The 15,123-nt window shown below is 44.3% G+C and carries 14 protein-coding genes, 1 tRNA gene and 1 pseudogene; 2 read left to right on the top strand and 14 right to left on the bottom strand.

Features of this window, described 5'->3' with window-relative positions; genetic code table 11:
• Genes ICW03_RS07165 through ICW03_RS07155 form a run of 3 tightly spaced genes read right to left on the bottom strand, consistent with a single transcriptional unit; the run spans position 1 to position 2,710 of the window.
• Entirely contained in the window at positions 1-1,158 is a 1,158-nt protein-coding gene (locus ICW03_RS07165) for a glycosyltransferase family 9 protein (protein WP_215346868.1), read from the bottom strand.
• A 14-nt stretch (positions 1,159-1,172) separates the two neighbouring features.
• On the bottom strand, positions 1,173-1,952 hold the full coding sequence (locus ICW03_RS07160; protein ID WP_215346866.1) for a glycosyltransferase family 2 protein: 780 nt from the start codon (positions 1,950-1,952) through the stop codon (positions 1,173-1,175).
• On the bottom strand, positions 1,949-2,710 hold the full coding sequence (locus ICW03_RS07155; protein ID WP_215346864.1) for a glycosyltransferase family 2 protein: 762 nt from the start codon (positions 2,708-2,710) through the stop codon (positions 1,949-1,951). The genes ICW03_RS07160 and ICW03_RS07155 overlap by 4 nt, the downstream gene beginning before the upstream one ends.
• A gap of 10 nt (positions 2,711-2,720) precedes the next feature.
• Here ICW03_RS07155 and msbA point away from each other — a divergent pair, with 10 nt between their 5' ends.
• The gene (gene msbA / locus ICW03_RS07150) at positions 2,721-4,484 is read left to right on the top strand and encodes a lipid A export permease/ATP-binding protein MsbA (RefSeq protein WP_215346862.1); all 1,764 of its coding nucleotides are present in this window, start codon (positions 2,721-2,723) and stop codon (positions 4,482-4,484) included.
• Between the two features lie 20 nt (positions 4,485-4,504).
• Here the strand turns inward: msbA and rng are convergent, their stop codons facing one another.
• The 8 genes and pseudogenes from rng to ICW03_RS07110 all read right to left on the bottom strand — a co-directional run bounded on the left by rng (position 4,505) and on the right by ICW03_RS07110 (position 11,180).
• On the bottom strand, positions 4,505-5,968 hold the full coding sequence (rng, locus tag ICW03_RS07145) for a ribonuclease G (protein WP_215346860.1): 1,464 nt from the start codon (positions 5,966-5,968) through the stop codon (positions 4,505-4,507).
• Positions 5,965-6,588 (bottom strand): nucleoside triphosphate pyrophosphatase, encoded by a 624-nt coding sequence (locus tag ICW03_RS07140; RefSeq protein ID WP_215350246.1) that lies wholly within the window; start codon positions 6,586-6,588, stop codon positions 5,965-5,967. Before ICW03_RS07140 ends, rng begins: the two co-directional genes overlap by 4 nt.
• A 4-nt stretch (positions 6,589-6,592) precedes the next feature.
• A complete protein-coding gene (gene rlmH / locus ICW03_RS07135) occupies positions 6,593-7,036 on the bottom strand; it encodes a 23S rRNA (pseudouridine(1915)-N(3))-methyltransferase RlmH (protein WP_215346858.1) in 444 nt (147 codons plus the stop codon).
• A 23-nt stretch (positions 7,037-7,059) separates the two neighbouring features.
• A pseudogene (gene rsfS, locus ICW03_RS07130) lies at positions 7,060-7,449 on the bottom strand (ribosome silencing factor); the annotation flags it as partial.
• 45 nt (positions 7,450-7,494) lie between these two features.
• Positions 7,495-8,184, bottom strand: coding sequence for a nicotinate (nicotinamide) nucleotide adenylyltransferase (gene nadD, locus ICW03_RS07125; RefSeq protein ID WP_215346856.1), 690 nt, complete (start codon positions 8,182-8,184; stop codon positions 7,495-7,497).
• Between the two features lie 10 nt (positions 8,185-8,194).
• Entirely contained in the window at positions 8,195-9,106 is a 912-nt protein-coding gene (gene hemF / locus ICW03_RS07120; RefSeq protein WP_215350244.1) for an oxygen-dependent coproporphyrinogen oxidase, read from the bottom strand.
• A gap of 44 nt (positions 9,107-9,150) precedes the next feature.
• Positions 9,151-10,428 (bottom strand): phosphoribosylamine--glycine ligase, encoded by a 1,278-nt coding sequence (gene purD, locus ICW03_RS07115; RefSeq protein WP_215346854.1) that lies wholly within the window; start codon positions 10,426-10,428, stop codon positions 9,151-9,153.
• A gap of 32 nt (positions 10,429-10,460) precedes the next feature.
• Positions 10,461-11,180 (bottom strand): YebC/PmpR family DNA-binding transcriptional regulator, encoded by a 720-nt coding sequence (locus tag ICW03_RS07110; protein ID WP_215346852.1) that lies wholly within the window; start codon positions 11,178-11,180, stop codon positions 10,461-10,463.
• A gap of 152 nt (positions 11,181-11,332) precedes the next feature.
• On the opposite strand from ICW03_RS07110, the gene ICW03_RS07105 reads away from it, so the two are divergent.
• A tRNA-Leu gene (locus tag ICW03_RS07105) sits at positions 11,333-11,417 on the top strand.
• Between the two features lie 354 nt (positions 11,418-11,771).
• Here the strand turns inward: ICW03_RS07105 and ICW03_RS07100 are convergent.
• From ICW03_RS07100 to ICW03_RS07090, 3 genes are all read right to left on the bottom strand, one after another.
• A complete protein-coding gene (locus ICW03_RS07100; protein ID WP_215346850.1) occupies positions 11,772-12,743 on the bottom strand; it encodes an amidohydrolase family protein in 972 nt (323 codons plus the stop codon).
• Positions 12,740-14,050: a lipopolysaccharide assembly protein LapB gene (locus ICW03_RS07095; protein ID WP_215346848.1), complete on the bottom strand. Its 1,311-nt coding sequence runs from the start codon at positions 14,048-14,050 to the stop codon at positions 12,740-12,742. Before ICW03_RS07095 ends, ICW03_RS07100 begins: the two co-directional genes overlap by 4 nt.
• Before the next feature lie 83 nt (positions 14,051-14,133).
• The gene (locus ICW03_RS07090; RefSeq protein WP_215346846.1) at positions 14,134-15,081 is read right to left on the bottom strand and encodes an amidohydrolase family protein; all 948 of its coding nucleotides are present in this window, start codon (positions 15,079-15,081) and stop codon (positions 14,134-14,136) included.
• Between the last annotated feature and the right edge of the window lie 42 nt (positions 15,082-15,123).

Below are 15,123 nucleotides of genomic sequence, written 5' to 3'. Positions count from 1 at the left end.
TTAGTTTGCTAGCGCTTTTTGAATTGCTTCAATCACTTGTTTGGGTTCGAGCAAGTCTAGACACTCACTATAACTATTGGCTTTATCAAGACAGCCTGCTTTACGGCATGGCACGCATTCTCCAGGGCCTTGCAAAATGGTGACATTGCCCACGGTTTGTGTGCGGGCGCGCAATTGATAGGGTTGCTCGCCAATATAGCCATTAGGCCATGGGCCAAAGTTAGTTGGTGGGGTGGCGCCAAAGAGAGTGATGGTTGGGATATTACAAGCTGCTGCTAAATGTGTGATGGAGGTATCAACGCCAATATATAAGGCAGCACTTCGAATGAGGGTACCTGCCTGTGGAATCGATAACTTACCGGCAGCGTTGATGACTTTGCTCTTAATTTCTTCGGCCAATAAAGACATGATGTCGTGATTGAGTTGTACGTCTTGCTTTGCAGGAGAGGCACTCAATACCACCTGAAAGTCTTGTTTAGTTAGGTAAGTAATGAGCTCTTGCCAGTAAGCTAGCGGCCAACGTTTATAAGCGGTTAGCGGTCCTGGGTGTATTACAACATAGGGCTGCTTGAGTTCGCCAGCGATGATAGGTGTCAACGGCTCACCTGCAGGAGGCGTCACTGAGATCGGCTTGGAGAATAAATCTGCAGGATTTTTAAAAAAGGTTTCTAGTAATCGTAGTTTTTCTGAAATGACATGTTGATTAAAGTAATCAACATTCACAGTGTGTATGCAGATGAACTTCTTCCATGCGTTTTTCTTTTCACTTTTGCTGCGTTTGTGTTCGACTACAAAATCTTTGCCTTGAGGATGACCGCCTAAGACACCAACCCTTCTAAATGCGGCTACTAGCCCGTAAAGGTAGGCTCGGTCACTCGGCTGGGTCACTACCGCCAAGTCATAACGCTGAAATATACGATTAAATAGGGAAAGGTATTCTCCAAAGCCCGGGCGGTCGGAGGTCTCTATGACTTCGGCGATATCAGGATTGCCGTGCAACATCTCTAACTTGCCGCGATAGCCTAAAAAATGAAATTCTGCCTCAGGCCACAACTCTCTTGCTTTGCTAATAAGGGGTGTTGTTACCAGCACGTCGCCGATTTGGCGAGTGGCAATGAATAAGACTTTTTTCGGTATGAGTTTGGAGTAAGTAGCCATATTGTTTTGAATGCTTACAGTGCCTTAGCCAAAATCTTTTCACGTACACGCCGCGCATTCTCAGCCGCATTACTTTGATCATGGATTTTATGAAACAGATGCAAGACTTCGGTAGACCAAGAGCCCGATTTGCGAGTGATGCCATGATGCTGTAATCTAAATACAAAGTCGGCATCTTCGTGCCCCCAGCCCGTCATCGTTTCGTCAAAGCCGTTAATGGCTTCAGCATCCGCTTTCCAGCAGGCCATATTGCAGCCTTTAATACGACGCCAAACAAATTTTTTGTAATCACGCCAAGAGCCGTTACCAAGCTTAAATTTGAGGGGCCAGTATTTATTAATACCTCCGTTAAGCCTCTTGCCTATTAAGCCTGAGGAGAATATCTGAAAACTCCACTGCGGCCAGGAGAGCAATTCTTGGGTGAGATTTTCATTGAGAAGAATTCTGCTGCCAGTAACTAAATATCCTTTTTGTGCCAGCTCACGATGTCTTGCCACAAAATCCGGCTGCACGATGCAGTCGCCATCTAAAAATACTAGGTAGTCCCCATGGGCAGCATTAATAGCTTGGTTCAGAATTTTGGTTTTCCGAAAACCTTGATCTTCTTGCCATAGATGCTTTATGGCGGCAGGGTGTGATTCTTTTAAAGAGTCAATCACCTTTTTCGTATTATCGTTAGAGCCATCATCTGCAATGATGATCTCAAAGTTCTTGTCCGTTTGAGTTGCTAGCGATTCCAGACAAAGCTTGAGTGCTTGTGGCCAGTTATAAGTGGCCAGCAAAATCGAAATCATTTACCGGCTTCCTGGTTGAGGTGCCAAAGCTTGATGTAGCGATAGTAGGTGCCTTGACCATTAGATACTGCTAGAGCAAATCCTTGTGCTCCATCTAAGAATCCCGCGCGAATAATGTATGTGCGGATAAACGCCCACACACCATGTAGAACCGCTTTAATGGGGCTGCTCGTTTTGCCTTTAGCAAATGCCTGTTCTGCTGACGCAGTGGAGTAGCGATCGAGCTTTTGCAGAACTTGAGAATAGTTCATGAAGCTGTAATGGAGTAGTGGGTTTTCTAGTTTGGCTACCTGACCATTTGGCATAAGCCGCTCATGGACTAGGTCATCTGAGAAGCGCGCGGTACCGCGCTTAAAAAGACGATCTACATAGTCAGGACTCCAGCCGGAGTGACGAATGAAGCGACCGCAATACCAAGAAAGTCTGGGGATGGCAAAACAGTCCACGTGGGCGCTATGGTGAATTGCCGTCAATATCTCGGATTTGAGAGCTGGGGTTAGTCGTTCGTCTGCGTCTATTGATAAGACCCATTCGCCCGTGGCAAGATCCAGGGCACGGTTCTTTTGGGGGCCAAAACCAGGCCAGTCAGATGGCTGGGATATGGTCGCACCGTGATTTTTGGCTATTTCTAGGGTACGGTCTGAGCTATTGGTATCTACCACCACGATCTGGTGGGCAATCCCCTCCAGGGAGGCCAGACAATCGTCCAAATTGGCCTCTTCATTGCGGGTGATGAGTATGACTGATAAGGTGGGCATAATTCATTATATGAATGCTCAAGACCGTACCGCCTTAAATCGCTTAATTACGTACCTCAAGCCCCATATTGGCTTGATTATCGGGTCTTTACTGGCCATGGCCGTGGTAGCTGCCGCCGAGACCTCCATTCCAGCCTTGATGAAGCCATTATTGGACCGTGGCTTTACCGGTCAACTCAATAGCAAACTTTGGCAGGTGCCAGTTTTCTTGGTAGGCCTAGCTTTAGTCCGCAGTTTGGCGCAATTTCTGTCGAGTTATTTGCTAACCAGAGTGATTAACTCAGTACTCCTGAGGTTGCGTGAGCAAATGTTTCAAACGCTATTGCATGCCAGCACGACATTTTTCCAAAAGAATTCCGCATCCGCCTTAATAAATGGCGTTGTATTTGAAGTGAATAATGTGTTGACTGTAATGGGTGGCATGTTAATCAGCTTGGTGCGGGACTCACTGACCGTAGTTGGATTGATGGGTTACTTAATCTATTTAAATTGGCAATTAACTTTAGTGGTCATGATTATTTTTCCATTGATTGCATTCATCATGAGCAAAATTAATCGCCGCCTCAGATCGCTCAATCGAGAGCAGCAGACGCTTACTAGTGAACTTGCTTACATTGTTGAGGAAGCTGCTGCTGGATACAAGATTGTTAAAGTGCATGGCGCCGAAGAGTATGAAATGAATCGTTTTAAGCAAAAGGCCGAGCGCGCACGTCAGTTTGCCTTGAAGTCTGCTGTGGCGGGTGGCCTCAACCAACCAATTACTCAACTCATTGCCTCTATGGCGTTATCGGTTGTCTTAGTAATCGCTTTAATGCAATCAGCCACCGAGGGCACTACTGTTGGGGGCTTTGCTGCCTTTATTACTGCAATGATGTTGGTGATTTCACCGCTAAAGCATTTGGCAGATATTAATCAGCCACTGCAGCGTGGACTCACTGCTGCAGAAATGATTTTTTCATTAATGGATCAACCATTTGAAGAGGATGAAGATCGTAGACGCAATATGACTCCTCTTGATAAAACAAAGGGCGGAATTCGTTTTGAGAATGTTGGTTTTTCATATGAGCAAGAGGGTGATCATAAAGACGCCTTAATGAATATCAATCTCACTATTAAGCCGGGAGAAGTAGTTGCTTTTGTCGGGCCATCAGGTGGCGGTAAATCCACCTTGGTCAACTTATTACCTCGATTCTATAAACCTACCAGTGGTCATATCCTCTTGGATGACATTCCTTTGGAAGATATTGTGTTGGCTGATGTTCGTCGCCAAATTGCCTTTGTGAGTCAAGACGTTATCCTCTTTAATGATACGATCGCCGCAAACGTTGCCTATGGTGATGGTAAGCAAGGAGGCGTTGATCGCGGCCGTGTCATGGAGGCTTTGGAGGCTGCTAATCTCGGCGCACTGATTAAAGAATTGCCAGAAGGGATTGACTCCTTGATAGGTGATAACGGTAATCGTTTATCTGGTGGGCAGCGCCAGCGCCTTGCAATTGCCCGTGCAATCTATAAAGATGCCCCAATTCTGATCTTGGATGAGGCAACCTCAGCATTGGATTCTGAATCTGAACGTCAGGTCCAGGATGCACTTGAGCGCTTAATGGCTGGCAGAACTACTTTGGTAATTGCTCATCGCTTATCCACTATTGAGCATGCAGATCGTATTGTGGTGTTAGAGCACGGCAAAATTATTGAAAATGGTTCGCACGAGGACTTGATTAAGCAAGATGGACTTTATGCCAACTTGCATCGGATTCAGTTCTCTAACGCCTAAAAATATATCATTTATAGGTATTAGCTCAGAACAATATCGTATTGTTCTTGGCGGAAGCTACCCTCTGCTTGGAGGGTAATTGGTTTCCCAATAAAGTCACCCAATTGCGCCAAGAATTGATTCTCTTCCTCCAAGAAGAGATCAATGACATCAGGTGCAGCCACAATCCTAAATTCTTTTGGATTAAATTGGCGATGCTCTCGCACAATCTCGCGCAAAATCTCGTAGCAAATCGTTTGTGCAGTTTTAACCTCACCCTTGCCAAGGCAGGTAGCACAAGGCTCGCAGGTAATATGAGCTAAGGATTCACGAGTACGTTTGCGAGTCATTTCAACTAAACCTAGAGCTGAAAAATCACTCACCGAGGTGCGAGCATGGTCACGCTCAAGATTGCGTTTGAGTTCATGAAGCACTGATTCTTGATGATCTTTGCCAATCATGTCGATGAAATCAATAATAATGATTCCACCTAGATTGCGTAAGCGCAGTTGTCTTGCAATTGCTTGGGCTGCCTCTAAGTTAGTTTTAAAGACGGTGTCGTCAAGATTGCGTGCGCCGACATAGCTGCCAGTGTTGACATCAATCGTAGTCATAGACTCGGTTTGATCAATCATTAAATAGCCGCCGGACTTGAGGTCAACTCTGCGACCAAGCGCTTTATTAATCTCGGCATCAACATCAAATAAGTCAAAGAGCGCGCGCTCGCCACGATGTAGCGTGAGCTTGCCCAATAGATTGGGCATATAAGAATTAGTAAATGCTTTGAGCTTCTCGAAATTCTCAGCAGAATCCACGCGAATCTGGATTGTTTCCTCTCCGGCAACATCCCGTAATACTCGCTCAGCCAGACTGAGGTCTTGATAAAGCAGTGTGGGCGCGGGATTGTGTTTCATGGCCGCATGGATATTGTCCCAGGTGGTGCGCAGGTAAAGCATGTCGTGCTGCAGTTCAGTGTCCGAGGCATCCTGAGCGCTTGTGCGAACAATAATCCCACCTTTTTCATCGGCGGCCATCAAGCTGGCGAGGCGAGTCTTGATGGCTTCGCGCTCCTCAGGTTGATCGATTCGCTGGGAGACGCCAATATATTTTTCGGTGGCGGTATCGCTGCCTGCGGGAGGAAGGTAAACCAAATTGCGCCCTGCAATACTCAATTGAGTTGTGAGGCGAGCGCCTTTTGTGCCTAAAGGATCTTTGAGTACTTGTACTAAAAGTGTTTGACCTTCAAACAGTAACTTTTCGATTTGGGCTTGAGGATTATTTTGGGTGATGTCTGCTACATGCATAAAAGCAGTACGCTCTAAACCAATTTCGATAAACGCCGATTGCATGCCTGGTAAAACCCGTACTACTTTAGCTAGATAAATGTTGCCCACAATGCCGCGTTGGCGAGTGCGCTCAATTTGTAGCTCCTGAACCGCTCCTTGCTGAATTAAAGCAACTCGCGTTTCTTGCGGAGTGATATTGATCAGTATTTCTTCGTTCATACGCGAGTCAGGCCGGCAATTTTTAGTAATTGTTGGGTTTCATAAAGAGGTAAGCCCATGATACCGCTATAGCTGCCCTGGATAGAGGGAATAAAAGTACCCCCAAGGCCCTGAATGCCATAGGCCCCGGCCTTACCAAAGGGCTCACCACTAGCGATATAGGACTTAATCTGCTCTGGCGATAGATCTGCAAACTGTACTTGTGATACTTGAACTAGCGCTGTGGGTTTTTGTGTGGGATCTATTGCAATAGCCACCGCTGTTAACACCTCATGCACTTTGCCGCTGAGCATATTGAGAATTCGTGCAGCATCTGCCGCATTACTTGGCTTTCCCAAGATTTCACCATCAGGGCTGTTGGGCAGGCTAACCGTAGTATCCGCACAAAGAATCGGAGCCCAAGGTAAATTACTTTTTCGCCAACGAGAGAGTGCCGCCGCACTTTTTGCCAAGGTAACTCTTTCAACATATACACGAGCTTTTTCATAGGGAAGGGGCGTTTCAATACTTTCACTATCCTCATCGGCACTAGGTAAAAGCATTTCAAAGCGAACACCAATTTGCTTTAAGAGCTCTTGACGACGAGGGCTTTGCGAAGCAAGGTAAATAAATGAACGCAAGGAATCACTCACGATGGTAAGGGTGGCCTTGGAGGATAGTCCAAGCTCGATAGAGTTGCTCAACTAGCAATACTCTAGCCATTGCGTGAGGAAAAGTAAGGCTAGAAAGGCGCCACATTGCTTGGGCAGTCGTTTTAAGGCTGTGATCCAAACCGTCTGCGCCACCAATCAAGAAGGTAATATCAAAACCTTCTTGGCGCCAATTTGCTAGCTGAGTGGCTAAATTTTGAGTGGTCTGGTCTTTGCCGCGTTCATCCAAAGCAATCACCCTTGAGCCCTTCGGAATAGCGGCAGCAATCTTTACAGCCTCTTTAGCAGGCGTCAGGTCCGGTTTGATTTCTTTGATTTCAATGCTGCAGTCTGCAGGCATTCTTTTAATGTAGTCATGGGTTGCTGTTGCAACCCAATCAGGCATCTTATGACCAACAGAAACAATGGTGAGGCGCATCGATGCGTTTAACGACGAATTTATTCGTCGTCGTCTTCTGATTCACTGGCTTTGGCAAGACCTTTGCTGCCAGCTAATTTCACACGTACAGGCTTAGCGCCCCACATGCCTTCCAGTTGGTAGTAAGAGCGCAGCATCGGTTGCAAAATATGCACAACGATATCGCCACAATCCACCAATACCCATTCACCGGTTTCCAAACCTTCAATAGAGATCACTTCGCCACCTTTGGCGTTGACCTCTTCTTTAACTGACATTGCTAAAGAGCGGGTTTGACGATTGCTTGAACCAGTCGCAATAATGACCCGGTCAAATAATTCGCTTAACTTGGTTGTATCGTAGACGCGAATATCTTGTGCCTTCACATCTTCTAGGGCATCAATCACGACGCGTTGTAATTTACGTAAGTCCATATATTCTCGAAAATAATTTTTGTATTTAGGGTGATCTTAGCTTGATTATTGATACAAGCCCAGATTTGTAATGATTTCTAGGGTGTGGGTTGGAATTTGCTCAGACGCTATGGTGCTTCTGGAGCTGGATTTAAGGCGATCTCTTAACTCGGTAGAGGATAAGTCGACATTGAGGCTTTCATCGATATATATGAGGCCTGCAGCGCATTTTTCAAGAGCGGCAGCATCCTTTGTTTGATGTTCTTGCAGAAATTGACCCACCTCAGAGCAGATTTGTTCCTTAAGGTCATGGTGAGGTCTAGTTGCTACAGCAAAATTCACGTACTGACTGAGTTTTTCCCAGGAGTTCCAACTGGGTAGCGCAACCAAGGAATCAGCACCCATTAACCAAGTAAGACTAGCATCCACTCCAAATCGCTCACGTAGTGCTTTCACAGTATCAATGGCATAACTTGGACCGGCACGATCTATTTCTATGCGATCAATTCCCACTTGGGTAGGTATCTTTAAATATAAAAACGCACGAGCCAAATCAATCCCAGCAGCTTCAGTTAATCTAAAGCGCATTTCTGCGGAGGTAATGAGGGTGCCTTTTTGCCATGGCTCGCCACTAGGTATAAGTAGAAGCGCATCCAAGTGGAGTAACTTCGCAAAATGCGTTGCTAGTTTGAGGTGGCCAACATGGGGAGGGTCAAATGTACCTCCCAGAATGCCAATTTTTTTAATGGTGCTCAACGATGGATACTCACGCAAGCCAATCGCGTGGCTTCAGGTAGTAGTCATACAGCTTTGCCTCAGGCGTACCAGGCTTGGGCTGCCAGTTGTACCACCACTGAACTACTGGTGGCATTGACATCAAAATAGATTCGGTACGGCCACCAGAGTGCAGGCCAAAGATAGTGCCTCGATCGAAGATGAGGTTGTATTCCACATAGCGGCCACGACGATATTCTTGAAAAGCCTTTTCTTCAGGAGTGAAGCTATCTTGATAACGGCGCTGCACAATCGGCAGGTAAGCATTAATAAATGCATCACCTACTGCGCGAGTCATCGCAAAACTCTTTTCAAAACCAAGTTCATTAAAGTCATCAAAGAAAACTCCACCAATACCACGCGGCTCTTCACGATGCTTTAGGTAGAAGTATTCATCACACCATTTCTTAAAGCGAGGATAGAGTTCTTCTCCAAAAGGATCTAAGGCATCTTTAGCGGTTTGATGAAAGTGTTTGCAGTCCTCATCAGCGCCGTAATAAGGTGTGAGATCAAAGCCACCGCCAAACCACCAAACTGGTTCTTTACCGGGGGCCTGCGCAATAAAGCAGCGCACATTCATATGTGTAGTCGGTACTTTGGGATTATTTGGGTGAAACACCAAAGAGACACCCATTGCTTCAAAGCCACGTCCCGCTACTTCTGGCCGATGATGCGATGCTGAGGGCGGCATTTGATCGCCGCGCACGTGTGAGAAACCTACGCCGCCTTTTTCAAGGATGTTGCCGCCATCCAAGATACAGGTACGACCATAGCCCTTGAGTTTGCTGTCTTCAGGCTTGTGCCATTCATCAGCAACAAAGGCTTTGCCATCCAAAGCACTCATTGCAGTGATGATACGTTCTTGCAATCCTAAAAAGTAATCTTTTAAGGCAGCAATATCAATTTGGGTATGTTGATCTGACAAGGGTGCTCTAACTCGATATCGGTTTACTTAATGGCACGATAGCCAATATCTTTGCGATATTGCATGCCATCGAATTTGATGTGATTGATTGCATCATAGGATTTTTGCTGAGCGCCACGGACGGTATCAGCAAGTCCAACTACGCATAAGACACGTCCACCGGAAGTCACTACCTTGCCATCTTGTAGTTTTGTGCCAGCATGGAAAGTAATTTGATCTTCTGTATCAGCGGGGATGCCGGAAATGACATCGCCAGCACGTGGAGTATCGGGATAGTTATGAGCAGCAAGCACTACGCCTAGAGCGGTGCGGCGATCCCATTCCAGCTCGACCTCATTGAGTGTGCTGTCAACTGCATGATCTAAAGCATTTACAAGATCACTGCGCAGGCGCGCCATGATTGGTTGCGTTTCTGGATCACCCATACGGCAATTAAATTCCAGCGTCTTAATCTTGCCATCAGGCGCGATCATTAAACCTGCATACAAGAAGCCAGTGTAGGGAATGCCATCGGCTTTCATACCATTTACGGTTGGCATGATGACTTCACGTAATGCACGAGCATGAATTTCTGGCGTTACTACTGGAGCAGGGGAATAAGCACCCATACCGCCAGTGTTAGGGCCTTGATCGGCATCAAGCAGTCGTTTGTGATCCTGGCTTGTTGCTAAAGCTAAAACATTCTTACCGTCAACCAAAACAATAAAGCTGGCTTCTTCACCAGTGAGGAATTCTTCAATCACTACACGAGCGCCAGCATTACCTAGTTTGTTATCGGCCAACATCATGTCTACTGCAGCATGCGCTTCTTCAAGACTCATGGCAACGACTACACCTTTACCTGCCGCAAGACCATCAGCCTTGATCACAATCGGCGCACCTTTAGACTCGATATAAGCGTGCGCCTCTAAAGCGCTTGAAAAAGTTTGGTAATCCGCAGTTGGAATGCCGTGACGCTTCATAAAGGCTTTAGAGAAGTCCTTAGAAGATTCTAATTGCGCAGCCAATTGGGTTGGCCCAAAAATCCGCAAGCCATTATTGCGGAACACATCAACGATGCCTGCAGCTAAAGGGGCCTCAGGACCAACTACTGTCAGATGAATTTTCTCACGCTTCGCAAAATCAGCAAGTTCTTGCAATCCGGTGATCGGCAGGTTCTCAATGCCCGCAGCAGTCTGTTTGGCGGTGGCTGTGCCACCATTTCCTGGCGCAACATACACTGTTTGTACTTGTGGGGATTGAGCTAGTTTCCAGGCTAGAGCATGTTCGCGTCCGCCGGATCCGATAAGTAAAATTTTCATAACAAGCTATCTGTAGTAATTAACCAAAAAAATTAAAGCGCAGCGTTTGTAAATACTTCTTGAACGTCATCTAGGTTCTCAAGTGCGTCCAGTAATTTCTGCATGCTTTCTGCTAACTCGCCTTCGAGAGCAATCTCAGTCTCGGGGCGCATTGCAACTGTCGCTAGCTCAGGCTTTAGACCTGCTTTGCTAATAGCATCTTGTACTTTTGAGAAATCTGGAACAGGGCATAGCACTTCCAAGGATCCATCATCATGGGTGATGACATCTTCTGCGCCAGCATCCAATGCAACTTCCATGAGTTGATCTTCGCTGGTGCCAGGAGCAAATAACATTTGGCCGCAGTGTTTGAATAAGAAAGCAACCGAACCCTCGGTACCCATGTTGCCACCATTTTTATTGAATGCATGTCGAACCTCTGCAACGGTACGAGTGCGGTTATCAGTTAAACAATCAACGATGATGGCGGCGCCATTCATACCGTAACCCTCATAACGAATCTCTTCGTAGTTCACGCCTTCAAGGGAGCCAGTGCCGCGCTGAATTGCTCTTTGCACGTTGTCATTAGGCATATTTGAGTCTTTGGCTTTATCAATCGCCAAACGCAAACGCGGGTTGGTAGCAACGTCACCACCACCTAATTTGGCGGCTACGGTAATTTCTTTAATGAGTTTGGTCCAAATCTTGCCGCGCTTCTCGTCCTGACGACCTTTGCGGTGTTGAATATTGGCCCATTTCGAATGGCCGGCCATACGGGTAAGTCCTTTTAATAATTAGGCTAGAAGACCTCATTTTAAGGGGTTCCAGACACAAGGTAGGGGGTATCTGACCATTTTTTGTTACACTCTCATCTCTTAGCAGTAACAAAGTAGCAAAGTAAGCAGAATTTCCACTGCAAACACCTGCCTCGGTGATGGAATTGGTAGACGTGCCGGACTCAAAATCCGGTGCCGCAAGGCGTGGCGGTTCGAGTCCGCCCCGAGGCACCATCTCTTTATATATCCCTATTTGAATCAGCTGTAGACCCATAAGAATCAAGGGTCTAGGATTCATCGTATCAAGAAAATCTGCTCTTGACTGCTATTTGCACCTAACCAGATTGCAGTCATCCTGCTTGATTTTAGGGGCGGGGGAGGTGGAATCAGTCTGGCTAACATAAGCTTTGTACCTCCCTAGCCGAAGACTTTAAAGAGTATCAAGCAATATTCCATAAGGATGAGTTAGGTCATGAAATGCGCCACTCTGGAAAATTAAAGCAAGCTCTAATAGAAGCATCCCATGAGTGATTCTCAGAAGAAGACTAAAGCTAGGCTAGAGTTTCTTAAATGGTTTAGTAAAGCTTGCTATTTCAGGTCCATTACCTTTTGTGCATTTTTATACGCAACCATTTCTATGGTTGCTGGCTTTAGTCTAGACAGAAGTCCATTTCTTATAGCTCCAATGACCTTTTCAAAATCGATGTCATATCGGTAAGTATCACTTCCAACCATAAAACGTGATGGATATGATTCAATTAATTTTATCCACGCTGGATCAGCAAAATTCTCGCCATAAATAGCACGTAATTTTGCATTATCAGACTCTGGGTTTGTATAGTGAAGGGTTGTTCTTGCAGATAAATCACAATATAGATTTGGGTAATTTTTTAATAAATCAGAAACCAAATTTATATTGGTGGTGAGCATGCAGTGTGACAAGATAATTGGAGTTTTGGGATGCTTTTTAGCCAATTGCTTTATCTGAGCAATTGAATCTTCATCATCCTCTGTGTGTATTTGAATGAAACCACCGTTTTTATCTGCAATCGCCATCATTCTCTCGATGGGCGGTGAATCGATGGTAACTTTTCTTCTGAAATTTGGCGATGGATTGGATGCTTTATTATTTAGAATTAACTCGCCAAACCCTTTTATTTTTCCGCTTCTAAATAATTCATCTGCATTTGAAAAAAGATCCTTATAGAAACGATTATTTTCATCCTCAATTGCACTTGGACCAATTTTAAAAAATATTTGAGTTAGTTCTGCTTGCCCGGCAGTAGGTATGTAAGCATTCCCAAGTAGTTCAAGGTATGGATCAGATTCCGTTTGCCATTCCGTTGGACCTACCGCACCAGACCAGCCAATCCCATTTGCTTTCATTTGTTCCACCAACTTAGAGGGGGACACAAATTTGTTTACATGGCGATGAATGTCGGCTATTGGTACAGTTTTAGAGAGCTTGATAGAGTCTTGTGAGGAGTTGTCTGCTAAGGTTGGGGCTATAAATGAGATAAGACCAATAATAAATGCACTTATGAAAAATTTAAGTTTCATTTTTTCTGCTTCCCCTTAATCTCAGATTCAATTTTAGGATCTTTTGGACCGGTGAAATTCATATATCCATCCCAGACCAATGGATCATTGGGGTTACTCTTGTAGGCAATATTTAAATAGTGAAGTGCCTGTTCCTTGCGACCTAATTTATCAAGGTAGCTGGCATAAAGAACAAGGAGTTGAGGATTTGTTGGAAACTTTCGTATTCCTTTGTGGAAAAGTTTCTCGATGTCAGTATTCTTATTATGAGTCTGAAGAAATGAAATGACATCGACATATTGGGATGCCCAAGTAGGATTTAGTTCAATTGTTTTGAGATACTCTGCTTCAGCATCCTGAATCTTGCCCAGACCGGCAAGTGAGTCAGCTAGATTGCTGTGTGGCTGCCAATAATTTGGCAGGAGCTTTACAGCCTTGGATGACCACTCAAATCCCTTTTCATAATCCTTTTGTTCATTGAATAAATAACTTTGAACATTTATAGCCCATGGAAAATTAGGATCTTTTTTAAACATTTGATTTAAATCATCCTGAGCTAAATCAAATTTCTTGCGTTGTATATAGCTAGATGCTCTCTGGAGTAGTGCGTAAATATCATCCCCTGAGTCATCATTTCTCAGTGCTTCATCAATCATTCTCAAGGAATTATCGGTATCCTTGTTCCAGCGGTAATACGATGATGCTGCTAGCGGATCAAGGCTTTCAACGAGCTTTATTGCAGATGCTTTTATTACCTCTGAAATATCACCCTGTTTTTCAATATCAACTAGCAATACATTTTCTGGCAAGCTTCTAATTCTTACTTGGTATGTAGGATTTGAGTCTTTTGTAATGATGGTTATTTCGCCAGAAATACGTGACCTACTAATTCCAAATGTATCCTGAAGTAAATTTTGAATGCTTTTGAAATCAATTGCACCAACCACTGGAAGCGATTGAAGTTTAGAGATTTCATCGCCGGGTAATTTATTTGAAATATTTTTCCTGCCCGGAAGTGATGAGGTTGAAATTTTATGTATTTTTGCAATCTCATCTAAAAGTCGAATAGTTGTGATTTCAGAGGTAAAGCCCTTTTCAGTGAGGGAGATGGGTACTTGTAGTGGTTCTACTTGAATATCTGTAGTGTTGAAGGACTTATAAAGCGTCAAGAACACTACCACCACTATAAAAATAGAGAGCAGTGACATTGACCCCGACTTAATTAAATCAAGGACATTGTTTGTTCTTTCAAATGAAAAATTTAAATTCTTAATTTTGGCTAAGGCTTGGGCTGAGATTTTTCCAGCTTGAGCATTTAATTTCTCCATCCACTGCCCCTATATTTTTTCTGATTTCGGAAATAATAACTTACCTCTATTGCTAAATAGTTGTTCGACTAATTTATAAATAATCAGTAACTTTTCAGAGAAAAGATGCGTATGGCATTCTTATTGGCAATTTTTTCCATGGTTGGAGGTGAAAGGTAGGGTAAAACACTAGCTCTTAATTCATCAATAATTTCAGAATAGGACGCATCAATTCCACAGCAAGGGTCTGAGCCTAGCAATACTTGGTCTGGATATGCTTCCATAAACGTTAACCAATTACTATATAAGCCTGCCGAATCAAAGGCATGCGGTGATCTGGGAATATTGAGTCTATTTACATGTACTGCACCTAAGCTTGATATTTCACAAACAATATTTTTTTGCTTGCCGAGGATCCTAGCAATAGGATCTACATTTTTAGTGCTGAGGCAATGGGATAGGATGGTAGTGGTATTTGGATAATCAGCAGACAAACTCAGAATATCTTTTTCAAAGTCACCATCAAACTCTGCGTGTATTTGAATAAAGCCACCATACCGGTTGGCTATTTCATAAAACTTACGCATTGCAGGATTGTCAGTTCTGATGCTGCGTCGAATTCTTGGCGGTCCACTTGAATGGTTATCAGTGTGAAATTCTCCAAAACCTTTTATTTTTCCTTCCTTTAGTAGTTTCTCTGATCTAATATATAAATCCCTAAAGGTCTCATTTTCGGGATTTATTAATCCGCTACTGCCGTCTTTAAAAAATACCTTAAAGAATTCTGGTTGACCAACTGCTGGAATATATCTACCTTCTAGCTCAGCTTGCACGTCTTCTCTATAGTCACCAACTGCACCGCCCCAAATCACTCCGTTGGCATCCATCATTTCTCGCCACCATTGGGCAGAGCGTGGATTTTGCTGATACGTATGCATGTGTACATCAGCTATAGCTATTGTTTTTGCCAATTCAATAGATTGGGGATTGGGTTGTGCATATCCCAAGGTTGAAATCATTAGAAAGAGAATATTTAAGGCATTTTTGAGCATAGAGTTATTTCTGTGATCTTGTATTTTGCTTAATTGGTGTTG

The sequence above is a fragment of the Polynucleobacter sp. MWH-Aus1W21 genome (assembly GCF_018687275.1).
In the GTDB taxonomy this organism is placed as follows: domain Bacteria; phylum Pseudomonadota; class Gammaproteobacteria; order Burkholderiales; family Burkholderiaceae; genus Polynucleobacter.
The sequence above is the reverse complement of the archived record's forward strand: the minus strand, read 5'-3'. Positions and strand labels throughout refer to the sequence as shown.